14 protein-coding genes and 1 pseudogene are annotated in these 19,082 nt (G+C 73.9%); 7 read left to right on the plus strand and 8 right to left on the minus strand.

The features are described from left to right. Nucleotides 1–293 precede the first annotated feature (293 nt). The gene (locus tag GA0070623_RS04150) at nt 294–1,745 is read right to left on the minus strand and encodes a pectinesterase family protein (RefSeq protein ID WP_231932654.1); all 1,452 of its coding nucleotides are present in this window, start codon (nt 1,743–1,745) and stop codon (nt 294–296) included. A gap of 205 nt (nt 1,746–1,950) precedes the next feature. On the opposite strand from GA0070623_RS04150, the gene GA0070623_RS04155 reads away from it, so the two are divergent. Genes GA0070623_RS04155 through GA0070623_RS04180 form a run of 6 tightly spaced genes read left to right on the plus strand, consistent with a single transcriptional unit; the run spans nt 1,951 to nt 8,044 of the window. After that, the gene (locus GA0070623_RS04155; RefSeq protein ID WP_197700044.1) at nt 1,951–2,883 is read left to right on the plus strand and encodes an STM4015 family protein; all 933 of its coding nucleotides are present in this window, start codon (nt 1,951–1,953) and stop codon (nt 2,881–2,883) included. 6 nt (nt 2,884–2,889) lie between these two features. Then, nucleotides 2,890–3,840, plus strand: a complete 951-nt coding sequence (locus GA0070623_RS04160) for an STM4015 family protein (RefSeq protein WP_067309785.1) — start codon at nt 2,890–2,892, stop codon at nt 3,838–3,840. Between the two features lies 1 nt (nt 3,841). Next, a complete protein-coding gene (locus GA0070623_RS04165) occupies nt 3,842–4,918 on the plus strand; it encodes an STM4014 family protein (protein ID WP_067309788.1) in 1,077 nt (358 codons plus the stop codon). Continuing rightward, a complete protein-coding gene (locus GA0070623_RS04170; protein WP_067309791.1) occupies nt 4,906–5,709 on the plus strand; it encodes an STM4013/SEN3800 family hydrolase in 804 nt (267 codons plus the stop codon). The genes GA0070623_RS04165 and GA0070623_RS04170 overlap by 13 nt, the downstream gene beginning before the upstream one ends. Then, the gene (locus tag GA0070623_RS04175; RefSeq protein WP_067309794.1) at nt 5,703–7,031 is read left to right on the plus strand and encodes an STM4012 family radical SAM protein; all 1,329 of its coding nucleotides are present in this window, start codon (nt 5,703–5,705) and stop codon (nt 7,029–7,031) included. The genes GA0070623_RS04170 and GA0070623_RS04175 overlap by 7 nt, the downstream gene beginning before the upstream one ends. After that, on the plus strand, nt 7,028–8,044 hold the full coding sequence (locus GA0070623_RS04180) for an STM4011 family radical SAM protein (RefSeq protein ID WP_231932655.1): 1,017 nt from the start codon (nt 7,028–7,030) through the stop codon (nt 8,042–8,044). The genes GA0070623_RS04175 and GA0070623_RS04180 overlap by 4 nt, the downstream gene beginning before the upstream one ends. Before the next feature lie 42 nt (nt 8,045–8,086). Here GA0070623_RS04180 and GA0070623_RS04185 read toward each other — a convergent pair whose 3' ends face one another. The 7 genes from GA0070623_RS04185 to GA0070623_RS04215 form a co-directional block, all read right to left on the minus strand. Next, nucleotides 8,087–9,580, minus strand: coding sequence for an MFS transporter (locus GA0070623_RS04185; protein WP_067309797.1), 1,494 nt, complete (start codon nt 9,578–9,580; stop codon nt 8,087–8,089). Further along, a complete protein-coding gene (locus GA0070623_RS04190) occupies nt 9,577–11,361 on the minus strand; it encodes an IucA/IucC family protein (RefSeq protein ID WP_067309800.1) in 1,785 nt (594 codons plus the stop codon). The genes GA0070623_RS04185 and GA0070623_RS04190 overlap by 4 nt, the downstream gene beginning before the upstream one ends. Next, entirely contained in the window at nt 11,358–11,933 is a 576-nt protein-coding gene (locus GA0070623_RS04195) for a GNAT family N-acetyltransferase (protein ID WP_067309803.1), read from the minus strand. Before GA0070623_RS04195 ends, GA0070623_RS04190 begins: the two co-directional genes overlap by 4 nt. Continuing rightward, entirely contained in the window at nt 11,930–13,222 is a 1,293-nt protein-coding gene (locus GA0070623_RS04200; protein WP_067309806.1) for a lysine N(6)-hydroxylase/L-ornithine N(5)-oxygenase family protein, read from the minus strand. Before GA0070623_RS04200 ends, GA0070623_RS04195 begins: the two co-directional genes overlap by 4 nt. Before the next feature lie 26 nt (nt 13,223–13,248). Next, nucleotides 13,249–14,799: a pyridoxal phosphate-dependent decarboxylase family protein gene (locus GA0070623_RS04205; protein ID WP_067309809.1), complete on the minus strand. Its 1,551-nt coding sequence runs from the start codon at nt 14,797–14,799 to the stop codon at nt 13,249–13,251. 174 nt (nt 14,800–14,973) lie between these two features. Further along, a complete protein-coding gene (locus GA0070623_RS04210; RefSeq protein ID WP_067309812.1) occupies nt 14,974–16,218 on the minus strand; it encodes an MFS transporter in 1,245 nt (414 codons plus the stop codon). After that, nucleotides 16,215–16,925: a siderophore-interacting protein gene (locus GA0070623_RS04215; RefSeq protein ID WP_067309815.1), complete on the minus strand. Its 711-nt coding sequence runs from the start codon at nt 16,923–16,925 to the stop codon at nt 16,215–16,217. Before GA0070623_RS04215 ends, GA0070623_RS04210 begins: the two co-directional genes overlap by 4 nt. A 106-nt stretch (nt 16,926–17,031) precedes the next feature. On the opposite strand from GA0070623_RS04215, the pseudogene GA0070623_RS04220 reads away from it, so the two are divergent. Further along, nucleotides 17,032–19,077: pseudogene (locus GA0070623_RS04220) on the plus strand (penicillin acylase family protein); the annotation flags it as partial. Nucleotides 19,078–19,082 lie beyond the last annotated feature (5 nt).

A 19,082-nucleotide genomic window follows, 5' to 3' on the forward strand; every position in this document is an offset into this window, starting at 1 on the left:
ACTTTTCGACATCCGCCGGCAATGATCCGCAAGGCCTTTCCGGGTCCACGACCGGTCGCCGACCCCGGCGACCACCCCGGATGACATGCGTTTTCCCAGCTCATCTGCGTTCCGCCACGACTGCGCCGCGCCCTCGTCGAGGAGCGCGAGGGCACTTGTGCGGTCGGCAGCACGGGCGGGCCGGTCGACTGACCCGCCCGCCCGTGCTGCCGACCGTCCCGGTCCCCGCGTCGGGTGCCGACGCGGGGACCGGTGTCACCTCGGTGGGCGTTCGTCCACCGTCGGCCGGACACTCACATCGGGTTCCAGCCGTCGCTGCCGGCCAGGTACCGCTGCGGCGTGTAGGTGGCCGCCTGGGAATCGCTGAGCTGTGGACGGTTTCCGTTGGTGCCGGCGCCGGGACCGGTGTTGCGGTACTCGCGGAACCGGGCGTTCTGCCACACGTTGCCGGACATGTCGGTCCAGGGCTGGGCGGTCTTCATGGTCGCGCTGAGCGTCGACTCCCGGTAGAGGACCTGGGCGTCCGGACCCCACGGGCGACCGAGCTGGGTGGTGTTGTTGGTCGCCCCGGTGATCGTCGACCGGTAGATCAGCATCCCGTACGTCTTGCTGGCCGGCGTCCGGGCGGCGGTGATCGGTCCACCGGTCGACCGCTTCTCGTAGATCGAGGAGCTGTCGATGACGATCGTGCCACCACCGAAGATGAAGTCGACGGTGCCCTCCACGTAGGAGCTGACCACGTACGCCCGGGTCTTGTCGTTGACCAGGAAGGTGTCCTGGTCGCCGAGGAGCCGGACGTTGCGTAGCACCGCCCGGTCGGCGTTCAGGTGCAGCGCCACCGCCTGCTGGTCGACCCCCGAGGTGTTCTCCACGAAGTCGTTGGAGATGGTGAGGTTCTCGGCGACGAAGTTGGCCCCGTCGACGAACATGCTCGCGCTGTTGAAGGTGCCGTAGGTTGTGCCGTCCGGCTTGCGGGTGCCGGCGGAGTTGTTGTACACCAGCACCACGTTCGACGGCCCCGAGCCGAGCCCGCGCAGGGTGACGTTGGGCTTGTTCGAGGCCACCCGGACGACCTCACGGTAGGTGCCGGGCTTGATGGTGATGGTGACCCGGGCCGAACTGTTCGCCGGTACGGCGTCGATGGCGGCCTGCACGGTGCGGTACCTGCCGCTGCCGTCCGCCGCCACCGTCGGCGTCCCGCTGGGCGGCGGCGTCGTCGGCGGCGCGGTGGTCACCGGCGGCGTGGTCGGCGGCGCGGTGGTGGGCGGGGGCGTGGTCACCGGCGGCGTGGTGGGGGGTGCGGTGGTGGGGGGTGCGGTGGTGGGGGTGGTCGTGCCGGTGCAGGCGGTTCCGTTGAGCGTGAAGCCGGCGGGGTCGGGGTTGCTGCCGGTCCAGGTGCCGTTGAACCCGACGTCGACACTGCCGTTGGTGGCGATGGCGGCGTTGTAGTCGAGGTTGGTGGCGACGACGTCACCGCTGGCCGGGCTGGCGGTGAAGCCCCAGGCGCTGGTGATGGTCTGCCCGGCGGGGAAGCTCCAGCCGAGCCGCCAGCCGCTGACGGGGTCGCCCAGGTTCCTGATCGTGATGGCGGCGGTGAAGCCACCGGCCCACTGGGCGCCCACCTGGTAGGTGACCTGACAGCCGGCGGCGGCCTGCGCTGACACGGCGGTGACGACACCGGCGACGAGAGTGGTGGTGACGGCGGTGGCGACGATCGATGCCACCCGCCGGGTGCGATTTCTCACGAGCGAACTCCCCAGGGGTATCCGAACACGGACAGCCGTGGGAGCGCTTTCCTGAGCCTCCCACACCCGGCTTCCGCTGTAAAGCGTCACCGGCCGGACACCCCCGGTCCTCCCCGGGCCACCGGGCACAACCGGCGCTGATCGTCTTGTCGGGCCGGCCTGTTACGGTCGCGCCGCTGTCACACCAGTCGAGCCGGAGGTAGGCGTGATCCGTTCGCACATGTCGTCGTTCGCCGGAATGCCGGTGGTCCCCTTCACACCGGGGATGACCCTGCCCGACGACCCGTCGGCCGTCGCCTGGCGGCTCGAGGTCGAGGACTTCGAGGCCGAGCCGGAGGAGATGGCCGCCCTGGTCACGGCGCTGCGGGCGGAGGTGCCCGGCGAGGCGGTCCGCGCCCTGGTGATCGGCGAATGGGGTTCGGCGTACGAGCGGGCGCTCCCGGTCGACCTGCTGGCCGACGCGGCCAAGGACTGGACCGCCCTGCGCGCGGTGTTCCTGGCCGACCTGGTCAGCGAGCAGTGCGAGATCTCCTGGCTCACCCACGGCGACCTCACCCCGCTGCTGACCGCCTACCCGGAGCTGGAGACGCTGTGGGTACGCGGGGCCAACGAGCTGACCCTGCGACCGGTGCGGCACACCGGGCTGCGGGAGCTGGGCTTCCAGACCGGCGGCCTGCCGGCCGAGGTCACCCGCGCGGTGGGCGACAGCGACCTGCCCGCCCTGCGCCGGCTCGACCTGTGGCTCGGCCGGCAGGACTACGGCGGCGACACCGGCACCGACGACCTCGCCGCCGTCCTGGCCGGCGACCGGCTGCCGGCGCTGCGTCACCTGGCGGTCTGCAACGCCGAGTTCGCCGACCACGTCGCGAAGGCGGTGGCCACCGCCCCGGTGGTGTCCCGGCTGGAGGTGCTCGACCTGTCGATGGGGGTGCTCACCGACCCGGGTGCCGAGGCGCTGCTGGCCGGGCAGCCGCTGACCCACCTGCGCCGGCTCGACCTGCACCACCACTTCCTCTCTCCCGAGGTCGCGCAGCGGCTGACCGACGCGCTGCCCGGTGTCCAGGTCGACGTCTCCGAGCCGCAGGAACCGGACGAGTACGACGGCACGGTCTACCGCTTCACCGCGGTCGGGGAGTGAGCGGCGATGACGTTCGGTTCCCACGCGCAGACGTTCGCCGGTCGGCCGGTGGTCGAGTTCCCCGCCGACGGGCCGCCGCCCGTCGTGGACGGCCCGGTCTGCTGGCGGATCGCCGACTGGCACTTCGACGGGAACACCCGGCAGGACATCCTGTCGGAGCAGTTCCGGGACCGGTTCGACCGGTTCGTCGAGCAGGTCGGTGACCAGGTCGAGGCGCTCGTCGTCGGGGCCTGGGGATACGCGGCGTTCCACCACGCCCCGATCGCCCAGCTCTGCGCGGCGGCTCCCCGGCTGCCCCGGCTGCGGGCGCTGTTCCTCGGCGACATGGTCACCGAGGAGTGCGAGGTCTCCTGGATGCGGGTCGGCGACGTCAGCCAGTTGCTGACCGCCTTCCCGGAGCTGGAGGTGCTGCGGGTACGCGGCGGCGAGGAGTTCAGCTTCTCCCCGGTGCGCCACGAGCGGCTGCGGACGCTGTCCGTGCAGAGCGGCGGGCTGCCCCGGGAGTTCGTCCGCGCGGTGCTCGACTCGGAGCTGCCCGCGCTGCACCACCTCGACCTGTGGCTGGGCACCGACGACTACGGCGGCAACACCACCGTGGCCGACCTGGAGGCGCTGCTGGCCGGGAAGCTCTTCCCGGCGCTGCGCCGGCTCGGGCTGCGCAACGCCGAGATCGCCGACGAGCTGGCCGCCGCGCTCGCCGCCGCCGCCGTGGTGCCCCGGTTGGAGCGGCTCGACCTGTCGCTGGGCACCCTGTCCGACGACGGGCTGGCCGCGCTGCTCGCCGGGCAGCCGCTGACCCACCTGGCCGCCCTCGACCTGCACCACCACTACCTGTCGGAGGAGGCCGCCGACCGGGTGGTCGCCGCGTTGCCGGGGGTCGAGGTCGACATCTCCGAGCCGCAGGAGGCCGACGAGGACGACGGGGAGAGTTACCGCTACACGGCGGTGTCGGAGTGACATGCGACTGACCGTGGTGGGCAACCCCGACAACCGGCGGGTCGCGCTGTTCCGGCGGGCCGTCCGCGCGGCGGGGTTGCCCGATCCGGCGGTGCTGCCCTGGGCGCGGGTGCTCACCGGGGCGGCCCCGCCGGACGCCGACACCCTGGTCCGGGTCGACTCCCCCGGTGAGGACGCGGAGGTGGACCGGCTGCTGCGCGGCGCGGCCACCCCCGCGCGGCACGGGGAGCTGATCGGCCTGGCCGACACGTACGCCGGGCTGGTGGCCGGGATGGGCCGGGTGGCCGCCGGGGGCGCGACGCTGCTCAACCACCCGGACGACGTGGCGGCGCTGTGCGACAAGCGGCGCTGCCACGCGCTGCTCTCGGCGGCCGGGGTGCCGGTGCCGGCGGCGCTGCCGTCGGTCGACGGCTATCCGCAGCTCCGGGCGGCGATGGCGGCGGCCGGCTGGCACCGGGTGTTCGTCAAGCCGGCGCACGGCTCGTCGGCGGCCGGGGTGATCGCGCTCGCCGTCGGCCCCGGCCGGGTACGGGCGGTCACCCCGATCGAGGTCACCCCGGAGGGGCTGTTCAACTCGTTGCGGCTGCGCGGCTACGACGACGAGGCGACCGTCGCGGCGCTGGTCGACCGGCTCGCCCCGGAGGGGCTGCACGTGGAGCGGTGGCTGCCCAAGGCGGGGCTGGCCGACCGGGTGGTCGACCTGCGGGTGGTGGTGGTCGCCGGCCGCCCCACCCACGCCGTGGTCCGGGCCGCCCGGGGGCCGATGACCAACCTGCACCTGGGCAACGCGCGGGGCGACCTGGAGGCGCTGCGGGCGGCGGCCGGCCCGGAGTCCTGGGCGGCGGCGATGCGGACCTGTGCCCGGGCGGCGGCGTGCTTCCCCCGGTCGCTGCACGTCGGCGTCGACCTGATGTTCCTGCTGGGCTGGCAGCGGCACGCGGTGGCCGAGGTCAACGCGTTCGGCGACCTGCTGCCCGGGGTGCTGGCCGACGGCCGGGACACCTACGCCGAGCAGGTGCACGCGCTGACCGGCGGCCGGTGGGACCGGTGGCGGGAGGAGACCGGATGCGCGCCCTGATCGGCAGTCACGACATCTGCCTGGTCACCCTGGACACGCTGCGGTTCGACGTGGCCGACGAGCTGGCCGGGGCCGGGCGGACCCCCGGACTGGCCCGGGTACTGCCGGGCGGGCGGTGGGAGCGACGGCACTCCCCCGCCAGCTTCACCTACGCCGCGCACCACGCCTTCTTCGCCGGTTTTCTGCCCACCCCGGTCGGGCCGGGCCGGCACGAGCGGCTGTACGCGGCGACGTTCCCGGGCAGCGAGACCGCCGGGGACGACACCTGGGTCTTCGACGCCCCCGACCTGCCCACCGCGCTGGCCGGGGCGGGCTACCACACGCTCTGCCTGGGCGGGGTCGGCTTCTTCAACCGGCGCAGCCCGCTCGGGTCGGTGCTGCCCGGTCTCTTCGCCGAGGCGCACTGGGAACCGGCGTTCGGGGTCACCGCCCCGACCTGCCTGGACGCGCAGCTCGACCGGCTGGCCGCGGTGCTGCCCGACGTCCCGGCCGACCGGCCGGTGTTCACCTTCCTCAACGTCGCCGCCCTGCACCAGCCCAACCGGCACTACCTGCCGGGCGCCGACGAGGACAGCCGGGCCAGCCACGCCGCCGCCCTGGAGTACGTCGACTCCCGGGTCGACCGGCTGTTCTCCCTGCTCACCGGGCGAGGGCGGCCGGTGTTCACGATCGTCTGCTCCGACCACGGCACCGCGTACGGCGAGGACGGCCACACCGGTCACCGGATCGGCCACGACGTGGTGTGGACCGTCCCGTACGCCCACTTCACTCTGCGACCGGGGGAATGGTGACCAGCACCGACACGGGCCTCGACGGCTCGCCGTACCAGCAGTACCTCTACGCGTACCCACACAAGACCTCCTACCGGGCGCTGCGGCCCCGGCCGCTGCTGGCCGACGTGTGGCGGGCCGAGGCCCGCGACGCCCTCTTCCTCTACGTGCACCTGCCGTTCTGCGAGATGCGCTGCGGCTTCTGCAACCTGTTCACCCGGGCCAACCCGCCGCAGGAGCAGGTGACTGCCTACCTGCGGCAACTGCGCCGGCAGGCGGAACGGGTCGCCGACGCGCTCGGCGACGACGCCGGGTACGCCCGGGTGGCGTTCGGTGGCGGCACCCCCACCTACCTGACCGCCGACGAGCTGACCGAGCTGTTCGCCATCGTCACGGGCGTCTCGGGGGCACGGCTGCCGGGCGTCCCGCTGTCGGTGGAGACCTCGCCGGCCACCGCGACGCCGGACCGGCTCGCGGTGCTGGCGGCGCACGGGGTGCACCGGGTGAGCATCGGCGTGCAGAGCTTCCTCGACGTCGAGGCGCGGGCCGCCGGCCGCCCGCAACGGCGCGACGAGGTGGAGGCGGCGCTCGGCGCGATCCGGGCCGCGGCGGTCCCGGTGCTCAACGTGGACCTGATCTACGGCATCGACGGGCAGACGGCGGCGACCTGGCGGCAGAGCCTGGACGCGGCGCTCGCCTGGCGGCCGGAGGAGCTGTACCTCTACCCGCTCTACGTGCGGCCGCTGACCGGGCTGGGCCGGCGGGCGCACGGCCGGGCCGACTGGGACGCCCACCGGCTGGCCCTCTACGAGCAGGCGGTGGAGGTCCTCGGCGCGGCCGGCTACCGGCAGGAGTCGATGCGGCAGTTCCGCCGTGCCGACGTGCCCGCCCCGGACGGGCCGGACTACTGCTGCCAGGACGACGGCATGGTCGGGCTCGGCTGCGGGGCGCGCTCCTACACCACCGCGCTGCACTACTCGTTCGACTACGCGGTCTCGGTGTCGCAGGTGCGGATGGTGCTGGACGACTACCTGGCCCGCCCGGCGGACGACTTCCGGTACGCCGAGTTCGGGTTCGCCCTCGACGGCACCGAGCAGCGCCGCCGGTGGCTGCTCAAGTCGCTGCTGCGGGCCGAGGGAGTCGACGCGGCGGCCTACGCCGCCCGGTTCGGCCGTCCGCCCGGCGAGGACTTCCCCGAGCTGGGCCGGCTGGCCGACCGGGGCTGGGCCGACGCCGACGGGCTACGGCTCACCCCGGCCGGGTTGGCCCGCTCCGACGCGATCGGCCCGTGGTTGACCTCCGCCCGGGTCCGGCAGGCGATGACCGGGTACGTCCCCCGGTGACTCCCACCGCCCGGCCCCCGACGCCGTTGCCGCACCCCACCGTCCGGCCGCCGGCCCCGCTCTCGGCGGCGCACCCCGCCGCGCCGCCGCCGCGACCCGACGAGCCGGCTGCGGAGCTGGCGGTGCGGCACGACAAGCCGGCCGCGGAGCTGGCGGTGCTCTACCGGGGGCCGCTGGCGAGCTGCAACTACGACTGCCCGTACTGCCCGTTCGCCAAGCGGGTCGACCCGCCGGAGCTGCTGCGCGCCGACCGGGCGGCGCTGGAGCGGTTCACCGGCTGGGTGGCGGCCACCACCGACCGGCGGCTGTCGGTGCTGTTCACCCCGTGGGGCGAGGGGCTGACCCGCAGCTGGTACCGCGACGCCATGGTGGCGCTGTCGCACCTGCCGCACGTCGACCGGGTGGTCATCCAGACCAACCTGGCCGCCCGGGTGGACTGGCTGGCCGACGCCGACCGGGCGACGGCGGCGCTGTGGACGACGTACCACCCGGGGCAGGTCACCCGGGAGCGGTTCCTCGCCCGCTGCGCCCGGCTGTCCGAGCTGGGCGTGCGCTACTCGGTCGGGGTGGTCGGCCTGCCCGAGCACCTGGCCGAGGCGCGGGCGCTGCGCGCCGCGCTGCCCGGGGAGGTCTACCTGTGGGTGAACGCCGCCGACGGGCACCACTACACCGCCGGGCAGGAGGCGGCCTGGACGGCGCTGGACCCGTTGTTCGGCTGGAGCGTCCGCCCGCACCGGTCACTCGACCGGCCCTGCCACGCCGGGGAGACGGCGATCTCCGTCGCGGGTGACGGCACGGTGCGCCGCTGCCACTTCCGGCCCGCGCCGATCGGCAACCTCTACGACGGGTCGTGGCGGGCCGCCCTGCGACCCCGGGCGTGCGACGCCGCGCTCTGCGACTGCCACATCGGGTACGTCCACCTCAAGCCGCTCGGGTTGCGCGACGTGTTCGCCGGTGGGCTGCTGGAACGGATTCCGGCGGCCTGGCCGGTGGGCAGCCGGTCGGCCCGCTGAGCGGCCGGCGCGCTCGGCGGATGCGCCCGACGGCGGGCACACTCAGCGGGTGCGCTCGGCGCGGCGCAGCAGGCCGGCGGCGAGCAGTCCCCCGGCCAGCACCGCCACCGCCCCGGCCGTCTGCCCGGTGACCAGCGCCGACGAGAAGGCGTCGGTGACCCGGCCGCGTTCGGCGTCGCCTGCGGCGGCGGCCAGCGCGGCCGGGTAGGAGCCGGCCCCGGCCACCGCGACCGGGACCAGGGCGGCGAACCGGGCGTTGAGCACCGCGCCGAGGACGGCGATGCCGAGGCTGCCCCCCACCTCGGCCATGGTGCCGTCGATCCCGGCACCGACACCGGCCTTGGCCGGGGGGATGGCGCTCATCACCGCCTCGACGATGGCCGGGTTGGCCAGGGCGCAGCCGAAGCCCATCACCAGCAGCCCGGTCAGCAGCACGGCGTACCCGTCGGAGCGGACGTGGGTGATCAGGGTGAGGCCGGCGGAGAGCAGCACCATGCCCAGCGCGATGGCCCCGGGTACCCCGAGCCGGCGGATCAGCCGGGTGGCGACCCCGCCGAGGTTGAGCAGCACGATGGAGAGCGCGAACGGCACCATCCGCAGCCCCGCCTCCCAGGCCGGGTAGCCCCTGACGAACTGGAGATCCTGGGTGAGCAGGAACAGCGCGCCGGTGGAGCCGAAGGTGATCAGGACGACCCCGGTGACCGCGCCGACGAACCGCCGGTCGGTGAAGAAGTGCATGTCCAGCATGGGGGCGGCGATCCGCCGTTCCCACCCGACGAAGGCGGCCAGCAGCAGCACGCCGACGCCGGCCGCGCCGAGGATGGCCGGTGAGGTCCAGCCGCGTTCGGGGCCGTCGATGATGGCCCAGACCACCCCGGTCAGACCGGCGGTGGACAACAGCACCCCGCCGAGGTCGGGCCGCCCGCCGACCGGATCCCGGGACTCCGGCACCAGGGCGAGGGCCGCCGCCAGGCAGACCAGCACGATCGGCACGTTGACCAGGAAGATCGCGCCCCACGGCAGGTGGGCCAGGATGATCCCGCCGATCGGTGGGCCGGCGGCGTAGCCGAGGGCGCTGGTGGCCGCCCAGAGGCCGATCGCCCGGGTTCGTTCGGCCCCGTCGAAGACCTGCATGGCGACGGCGAGGGTGGCGGTGACCAGCAGCGCCCCGCCGACCCCCATGCCGGCGCGGGCGGCGATCAGCTGGTCGCCGGAGCGGGCCAGCCCGGCGGCCAGCGAGCCGACGCCGAACAGGACCAGGCCGGCGACGAGCATCCGGCGGCGGCCGTACCGGTCGGCGAAGCTGCCGGCGGTGAGCAGCAGCCCGCACTGCACCAGCGCGTACGCGTTGATCATCCACTGGATGTCGGTGGTGCTCGCGTCCAGCTCGGTGGTGAGCACCGGCACCGCCACGGTGAGCACGGTGTTGTCCAGCACCACTGTCAACTGGGCGAGGCAGAGCACCGCCAGGATCAGCCAGCGCGACCGCAGCGGGGTCGCCGGGCCGGGTGGCGCGGCGGACAGCGCGGTGGTCATCGGGGCGGGGCGTGGCGGGCGAGCGGGTTGGTCAGGGTGCCGGCGAACTGGAGCGCCGCCGACGGGTCGGCCAGGTCGACCATCTGCTGGTTGTTGCGCAGTTGCAGCCGGTTGAGGCAGGACAGGGTGAACTCCGCGGCGAACAGGTCGTGCCGGCGCAGCCGGTCGGCCAGGTGCGGCACCCGGGCGGCGTAGTCGGTCGCGCAGTCGGCGACGGTACGCCAGAAGTCGTCCTCGTCGAGCACCCCCTCGGCGGCCAGCACGGCGTTGAGGTGGCGGAAGAAGCAGTCGAAGACGTCGGTGAAGATGGTCAGCAACTGCTCGTCGTCGGGGATCGCGGCACGGACCCGCCGCACGGGCGGCGGCAGGTCGGCGTCGGGGTCCATCACCACGATCTCCTCGGCGATGTCCTTGAAGATCACCCGCTCGACCGCGCCGTCGTGCAGCACCAGGATGACGTTCTCACCGTGCGGCATGAAGGCCAGCCGGTGGGCGTAGAAGCTGTGCAGCAGCGGCACCAGGTAGGCGTCGAGGTAGCGGCGCAGCCACTGACGCGCGGGCAGGCCGGACTCGGCGACCAGGGCGGCGGCGAGCGAGCGTCCGTCCCGGTCGGTGTGCAGCAGGGCGGCCATGGTGGACAGCCGCCGGCCGGGGGCCAGGCCGGGCACCGGGCTCTCCCGCCACAGCGCCGCCAGCATCTTGCGGTACGGCGAGTAGCGGTCGGTGGCCGCCTCGTACTGCGGGTGGCGGTAGCCGACAGCGGCCCGCTCCCGGATGACCGTCAGTCCGGTGCCGGCGAGCACCGGGTCGGCGGCGACCAGCTCGACGAGCCAGTCGTTGATCGCCGGGGTGGCCTCCATGTAGGCGGCCGACAGGCCCCGCAGGAAGCCCATGTTCAGCACGGACAACGCGGTCTTGACGTAGTGCCGGTGCGGTTCGGTGACGTTGAAGAAGGTCCGGATGGACTGCTGCGGCAGGTACTCGTCGGGGCTCTCGCCGAGGCACACCAGGCGCTGCCGGGCCACCTCACCGGCGAAGGTGACGGCGAGCCGGTTCCACCACTGCCACGGGTGCACCGGGATGAGCAGGTAGTCGTCCGGGTCGAGACCGGCGTCGGTCAGCGTGCCGGTGAACCGGGCCAGGGTGTCCGGGCCGAGTTCGGTGCGCAGCAGGGTCGGGTAGTCGAGGTCGGCGGCGCTGCTGAAGGTGGCGTGGTCGCGGTGCGCGGCGACCCAGACCAGCCGGACCGGTCGGCCGGTCTCCGGGGCGTACGCATGGTATTCGTGGACGCCGAAGCCGATCCGGCCGTTGTTGGCCACGAAGCACGGGTGCCCCTCGGTCATGCCGGTCTCGATGGCCTGGAAGTCGGCGCGGGCGAGTTCGGCCGCGCTCACCGCCGGCCGGTCCAGCTTGAACGCGGTGCCGGCCAGGGTGGAGGTGATCTCCTCCAGATAGACGGGAAGCACCTGGTCGGTGAGGCCGAGCGCGTCGCGCAGTTCGAGGCAGAGGTCGACGGCGTCGGGCGGCAGGTCCTCGTCGCCGCGTCGCCGGGTGATGCTGTCCGGGTCGATCCGCCAGTGGTCGAGGGCGAAGCGGCGGGCGGTGAACCGGTACTCCACGGTGCCGTCGTCGGTGCGGACCGCCCACCGTCCGTCGTCGGTGGGGGCGGGGTGGATCAGGCGTTCGTGGGCGAACTCGGCCAGTGCCTTGCCGACCAGCAGCCGGTTGGCGTGGGTCCAGGTGGCCGGGTTCAGGTGGGCCACGGATGCGGCGGGGTTCACGCGGGCAGGTCTCCTCGGGTGGCGGCCAGGAACTGGTCCCGGGTGCAGACGCTGAGCAGGGCGTCCTTCTCGGGTTTGCGGATCGGCCCGACGACGGTGAAGCCGACGGCGGCGTTGAGGGCGTGCACGGCGGTGTTGCGTACGTCGGGTTCGACCACCACCCGGCGGGTGGCCGGGTCGGCGAAGAGCCAGTCCAGCACGGTGGTGATGACGGCCCGGGTGAAGCCGTGCACCGGCTGGTCGGTGGGCGCGCAGAGGAAGTGCATGCCGACGTCGCCGGGCCGGGCGGGGTAGAGGCCGACGAGTTCGACCCTGGCCGGGTCGTAGCGTTCGGCGAGGAACGCCGGCCGGTCGCGCCAGAGCCCGAGGTACGCGGCGTGGTGCGGGTGGTCGGCGATCCCCCGGTACTCCCGGGCGACCCGCTCGACGTCGGCGTCCTGCATCAGCCAGAACGCCGCCTTCGGGTGGGTCACCCAGCCGTGCAGCAGCCGGGCGTCCCCCTCCGGGTCGAGCGTGCGCAGCGTGAACTCGCCGAGCCCCGGGTCGTGCCGCCGGTGCACGACGTCGGTCACCGGTGGGCTCCGGCCGGCACGCCGAACTCCTGGAAGGCGATCCGGTCCTCGATCGGGTAGTGCTCGCGGCCGGTCAGCTCCCGGATGATCCAGGAGTTCCGGTACGGCCCCATGCCCAGGTCGGGTGAGGTGATGCTGTGGGTGTGGGTGCCGGCGTTCTGCAGGAAGACCCCCCGGCCGGTGTGGTCGATGCTGTAGTTGCGGGCCACGTCGAACCGGCCGTGGGAGTCCCAGCGCAGCCGGTCGTGGATCGGGGCCAGGAACTCCGGCACCCGGTAGTGGTAGCCGGTGGCCAGCACCAGACCCTCCGTGTCCAGGGTGAGGTCGCGCTCCTGTTCGACGTTGCGCAGCCCGAGGGTGTACGTGCCGGTGCTCTCGTCGTACCGGGCGCTGGTCAGCTCGGTGTTGGTCAGCAGCCGGGTCGGCACCGGCCCGTGCACCCGGTGGGCGTACAGCAGGTCGAAGATGTCGTTGATCAGGTCGGCGTTGATCCCCTTGAACAGGCTCTTCTGGCTGCTCTCCAGCCGGTAGCGGGTCGCCTCGGGCAGCGCGTGGAAGTAGTCCACGTAGTCCGGTGAGGTCATCTCCAGGGTGAGCTTGGTGTATTCGAGGGGGAAGAAGCGCGGCGACCGGGTGACCCAGTTGAGCTGGTAGCCGTAGCCGCCGAGGTCGGCGAGCAGGTCGTGGTAGATCTCGGCGGCGCTCTGTCCACTGCCGACGACGGTGATGCTGCGCTTGGCGCGCAGCGCCGTCCGGTTTTCCCGGTAGCGGGAGTTGTGGATGACGTCGCCGCCGAGGCCCCGGCAGGCGTCCGGGACGTGCGGCGGGGTGCCGGTGCCGAGCACCAGGTGCCGGGCCCGGTGGGTGACCCGTTCGCCGTCGACCACGGCGTGCACCACGTACCGGTCGTCGGCGGGGTTGTACTCGACGGAGGTGACCCGGTGGCCGAAGCGCACCGAGGGCAGCTTCGCCGCCGCCCACCGGCAGTAGTCGTTGTACTCGTGGCGCAGCGGGAAGAAGCTCTCCCGGATGTAGAACGGGTAGAGCCGGCCGACCTCCTTCAGGTAGTTGAGGAAGGAGTACGGCGAGGTCGGGTCGGCCAGGGTGACCAGGTCGGCGATGAACGGCGTCTGCAACCGGGTGGCGTCCAGCAGCATGCCGGGATGCCAGTCGAAGTCGTCCCGGGCTTCGAGGAACAGGCCGTCGAGGTCGTCGAGCGGCGCGGTCAGGCAGGCCAGCCCGAGGTTGTACGGGCCCAGCCCGATGGCGATGAAGTCGTGCGTCGACACAGGGGTTGTCTCCAGGGCGGGGGTGGTCAGCCGACGGGGCTGGACAGCTCGGCGGTGGCGCGGGTGCGGGCGTACCAGCCGGCGTGCTCGGCGATCAGGTCGAGCACGTGGGCGATGTCGTCCAGGGTGGTCTCGGGGTTGAGCAGGGTGAGCTTGAGGTGGTGGGCACCGTCGACCTTGGTGCCGGCGACCAGGGCGGCGCCGGTGGCGGCCAGCGCCTCGCGGGCGTGCAGGTTGGCGTCGTCGACGACGTCCCGGCCCGCGCCCGGCGGCAGGTAGCGGAACACCACGGTGCTCAGCTGTGAGCGGGTCACCACCTCGAACCGGGGGTCGTCGGCGAGCAGCCGCCAGGCGGCGGCGGCGAGGTCGACCACCTCGTCGAAGAGGCTGCCGACCGCGTCCGGGCCCATGATGCGCAGGGTGAGCCAGAGCTTGAGGGCGTCGAACCGGCGGGTGGTCTGCAGGCTCTTGTCGACCTGGTTGGGGATCCGCCGTTCGACCATCCGGGCCGGGTTGAGGTAGTCGGCGTGCCAGGTGGCGTGCCGCAGCACCCGGCGGTCGGCGACGATCAGGGCGCTGGAGCTGACCGGCTGGAAGAACGCCTTGTGGTAGTCGACGGTCACCGAGTCGGCCCGTTCGATGCCGGCGAGCAGGTGCCGGCGGGTCGGCGAGACCAGCAGCCCGCAGCCGTACGCGGCGTCGACGTGCAGCCAGACCCCGGCCGCGCGGCAGATCTCGGCGATCCGCTCCAGCGGGTCGATGGTGCCGAAGTCGGTGGTGCCGGCGGTGGCGACCACGGCGAGCACGGTCTGACCGTCCCGACGGCACCGGTCGAGGGTCTCGGCGAGTTCGTCGGTACGCATCCGCCGGCCGGCGTCGGTGGCGATGGTGAGCACCGCGTCGGCGCCGAGGCCGAGCAGCTTGGCGGCCTTCTGGACGCTGAAGTGGCCGGCGGTGGAGGTGATGATCCGCAGCCGGGACAGCACCTCGGGCCGGCTGCGGCGGTCGGTGCCGCCGCCGACGATCCGGGCGTACGCCTCCTCCCGGGCGAGCAGCAGCGCCTGCAGGTTGGACTGGGTGCCGCCACTGGTGAAGACGCCGTCGGCGGCCGGGCCGAAGCCGATCCGCCCGGCCGTCCAGTCGACCAGCCGGCGTTCGATCAGGGTGCCGCCGGCGCTCTGGTCCCAGGTGTCCAGGGAGGAGTTGACCGCGCTGAGCACCGCCTCGCCGAGCAGGGCGGGGATGACCACCGGGCAGTTGAGGTGCGCCAGGTAGCGGGGGTGGTGGAAGTAGACCGCATCGCGCAGGTAGACGTCGTGCAGTTCGTCGAGGGCGGCGCCGGTGTCGCCCAGCGGTCGGTCCAGGTCGATGCCGGCGACCCGGGGGGCCAGCTCGTCGGGGGTGATGCCGGTGCCGGGCTGGTCGACGCCGGCCACCCGGGCGGCGACCCGGTCGATCCCCTCGACGACGGCCCGGCGGTAGTCCTCGACGGTACCGGCGGTGAACAGGTGGGCGCGGGGCGGGGTGGGCCGCGTCCCGGTCACGGGGGCCTCGACAGTGGATCCGGGCAGGCACATGGGCAGTCCTCGACAGTCGGTGACGGGCGCGTGGGCGGGGGGACCGTGACGTCCCCGGTCGTCCCGGCGGTCCAGTTGATCACGAGTTAGGTTACCCTAACCTAATTTCTTGTCAACGCCGACACTCCCGCGCCCCCGTCGCCGATCGAGCCGGGGGCACCGGATCCCGGCCGCTCAGCCGGGCGCGGCGACGGGTTCGGCGACCCGTTCGGACGGTCGCGCCGGGGTGACCCGGAACCGGCGCTGGTGCCCCAGCCCCACCAGCACACCGACGGCGACCAGCACCACCGAACCGACCGCGACGGCGGGATAGCCGAACCGGTCGGCCGCGGCCAGCCCGACAGACGCCGCCAGGAACGAGCAGACCAGCCCGAACGACGACAGCACGGTGAAGTCGGTCCCCCCGGTGCCGGGCCGCGAGTAGTCCATGTTGACCACGTAGAGCACCACGTTGGCCACCGTGTACGCGGCCATGAAGCAGCACAGGGCGAGCACCGTCGTGGTCAGCGGCGCCCGCCCGTTCATCAGCGGCAGCAGCAGCCCGGTGGAGACCGCGAGGGCCGCTCCCCCGACAACGAGCAACCGCCCCCGGCCGAACCGGTCGACACCGATCCCGGCGAGCAGGCCGGCGACGATCGCCGGGGCGCTGATCACCACGCCGGTCACCACGCCGATGCGGGCCAGCGACCAGCCCGCGTCGACCAGAGCCGGGGTGACCAGGGCGTAGGCCGCGCCGGCTCCGGTGTAGACCAGCGGCACCACGCCGAAGGTCCACCAGCGGCAGCCGGGCTGGCCGAACACCGACAGCAACGCCCGGTACGCCTGCCCGGCACCGGCCACCCGGTCGTCCCGGGCCGGCTCGCGCAGCCGCCACACCACCCACAGCCCGACGGCGGTCAGCGCGGCCAGCAGACCGATCGCCGGCACCCAGCCGTACCGGTCGTAGACCAGCACGCACGCGCCACCGCCGAGCAGGTTGCCCAGGTAGCTCGCGGCGACCTGGATGCCGTTGCCGGCCCCCCTGGTCCCCGCCGACAGCACCCGGACGGCGACCGCGTCGACGGCGATGTCCTGGGTGGCGGAGAGGAAGACGTAGGCGGCGCAGATCGCCACCACCGGGCCGAGCTGCCGGGTCGGGTCGGCGAACGGCAGCAGCGCCAGCAGGGACAGCACCAGTCCGGCCTGCAGGGGCAGCAGCCAGGAGCGGTAGTGACCGTGCCGCCGGGAGCCGTACCGGTCGAGCAGCGGGGCCCAGAGGAACTTGAGCGGCCAGACCAGGCCGACGAACTGGAGCAGGGCCAGGGTGTCCAGCGAGGTCCCGCCGTCACGCAGGATGGCGGTCAGCCCGACGGTGATGAAGCCGATGCCGAGGTACTGGGTGACGTAGAGCGTGGTGAGCGTGCCGAGGTGCCCCTTCACCGGGCGCTCCAGTACGCCAACGCGGTGAGCTGCTGCTTGCCGACGCCGAGGGTACGCCGCACGTGCCGGGTCAGCGCGCGGGTGCTGCCCGCCTCGCAGGCCAGCCAGTAGTGGGCGTCCGGCGCGGCCGGCAGCTCCGCGCGCACGGTGTCGACGAGCTGCCGCCCGTCGTCGCCGCGCGGCACCCAGGTGACCCGGTGCTGGTCGCGGGCGCGCGGGACGAGCGCGCGTTCCCCGTCGTGGGCGTACTCCAGCCAGACCGTGGCGGGGATCGCGGGGACGGCGTCGAGCAGGCTGTTCACCGCCGGCAGCGAGGCGGCGTCGCCGACCAGGTAGAGGTGCCGGGGCGTCGGGTCGGGCAGGGCGAAGGCGCTGCCCTGGAGGGTCGCCATGATGGTGTCACCGACCTGTGCGCTGCTCGCCCAGCGGGCCGCACAGCCGTCGTGCAGGGCGAACTCCAGGGTGAACCGGCCGGCCGCCGGATCCGGGTCGACCAGGGTGTACGCCCGCTGGTGCGGGCGGCCGGCGTCGTCGAACCAGAGCCGGATCCACATGGTGGGGTGCACCTTGCCCGCTGCCAGCAGGCCGCCGTCGTCCAGGACCAGACGCTGGTAGTGCCCGCCGACCGACTCGGTGCCCCGCACGGTCAGCCGGAAGTCCCGGCCGCCCATGGCCTTGAGCACCAGGGCCTCCCAGTTCCGTTTCACACGCCCTCCAGGTAAGGTCCGCCTAAGTTAGGCGAGGGTAACTTACCTGGGGAGTCCTGTGGAGAGTGGGACCGGAAGGCCGCCGGGGGCACGGCCGGCGGCCGGCGTGCACCGCGACCGGTGGGGGGTGCCGCACCTGTGGGCGGACACCGTCGACGAGCTGGCCCGATGGCAGGGCAGGGTGACCGCCACCGACCGGGCCTGGCAGCTCGAGGTCGAACGGTGGCGGGCCGAGGGCCAGCTCGCCGCCCACATCGGTCCCACCGAACTCGGCTGGGACCGGTTCGCCCGCCGGGCCCGGCTCGACGACACCGCCCGGCGCTGTTTCGACCAGCTCACCCCGGCCACCCGACGGTGGGTCACCGCATACGCCGACGGCGTGAACGACGCCCTGCCGGACGGCGCGGCGGCGGCACCGGAGTTCGCCGCCACCGGCAGCGCGCCCGGCCGGTGGCGACCCTGGTCGCCGCTGGGCGTCTTCCTGGTCCAGCACATCCTGTTCGGCACCTTCCCGCAGAAGCTGTGGCACGCCCACGTCGCCGCCACCCTCGGCCCCGCCGCCCGGGAGCTGTTCGCCGTCGAGGGGCCGGGGGGCTCCGGCAGCAACGCCTGGGCGCTGCCCGCCGACCCGGCGACCGGCCGCGCGCCGGTCATCGCCGGTGACCCGCACCGGCTGCTCGAACTGCCCGGCATCTACCAGCAGGTCCGGCTGGCCTGCCCGGAGTTCGACGTGGCCGGGCTGGCCTTCCCCGGGGTGCCCGGGGTGCCGCACTTCGGGCACGCCGGTGACGTCGCCTGGGCGGTCACCAACGCGATGGCCGACTACCAGGACCTCTACCGCGAACAGCTGCGCCACGACGGCGACCGGGTGCTGGTCCGCGACGCCGACGGCTGGATGCCCGCCCACCGGCACGTCGAGCGGATCACGGTACGCGGCGGCGCGACCGAGACGGTCGAGGTGATCGAGACGCCGCGCGGCCCGGTGGTCGACCACGACCGGCACACCGGCGAGGCGCTCAGCCTGCGCACCCCGGCCCGGGTGACCGGGAGCCTCGGTTTCGAGGCACTGCTACCGCTGCTGCGGGCCCGCACCGCCGACGACGTCGCCGACGCGCTGCGTGGCTGGGTCGAGCCGGTCAACAGCGTGCTGGTCGCCGACCGGCACGGCACGGTGCACCAGCTCGTCGCCGGTCTGGTGCCCCACCGTGACGACCGGTGCCGGCGGGAACCGGTGCCCGGCTGGGATCCCCGCTACCGGTGGCGCGGCGACTACGCCGCCGGTAAACCCGTCGCCGTCGCCGGGCCGGCGGTCTGCGCCAACGACCGGCGCGACGACGTGGCCGACCTCGGTGTCGACTTCGCCCCGCCGCACCGGGCCCACCGGATCCGCGCGCTGCTCGCCGAGGGCGTCGCCGCGCCGGCCGTACACACCGACACCCGGCGCGGATCGACGGTGCTGCGCGGTCTGCTCGACCGGCTGGACCCGGGGCCGCTGAGCGGCCCGGCCCGGCGGCTGCGGGACCGGTTGACCGGTTGGGACGGCCGGATGGCCGCCGACAGCGTCGAGGCCGGGGCGTTCGCCGCCTGGCGGGCCGCGCTGGTCCGCCACCTGTCCGCGCACCCCGTCCTGGCGCCGCTGCACGCCCCGGGTGGTTACGACCCGCTGTTCGCGCCGTGGACCGACCCGCTGGCCCGGATCGGGCACGCCGTGGAGGGGGTGGTCGCCGGGCTGCACCGCCTCGGCGGCGAGGTCGAACCGCTCGTCGTCGCCGCGCTGGAGGAGGTCGCGGCCGGCGACCCGCCCGGGGCCTGGGGCCGGCGGCACCTGCTGCACCCGCTGCACCTCGGGGTGTCCACGGCGGTCGCGGACCGGGTCACCGCGATGCGCGACGCCACCGCGCTCGGCGGCGACACCGACTGCGTGCTGGCCACCTCCAGCGTGCCCGGGGTGTCCGACGCGTGCTGGCGGGGGCCGGTCGCCCGGTACGTATGGGACCTCACCGACCGGGCGGCGAGCCGGTGGATCGTCCCCTTCGGCGTCTCCGGCCGACCCGACGACCCGCACTTCGCCGACCAGCTTCCGCTGTGGGCCGCCGGAGAGCTGATCCCCGTCGACACCGACTGGCCCGACCTGACCCGAGCACCCCGAGACGAGGA

This window comes from Micromonospora rifamycinica (assembly GCF_900090265.1).
Taxonomy (GTDB): domain Bacteria; phylum Actinomycetota; class Actinomycetes; order Mycobacteriales; family Micromonosporaceae; genus Micromonospora; species Micromonospora rifamycinica.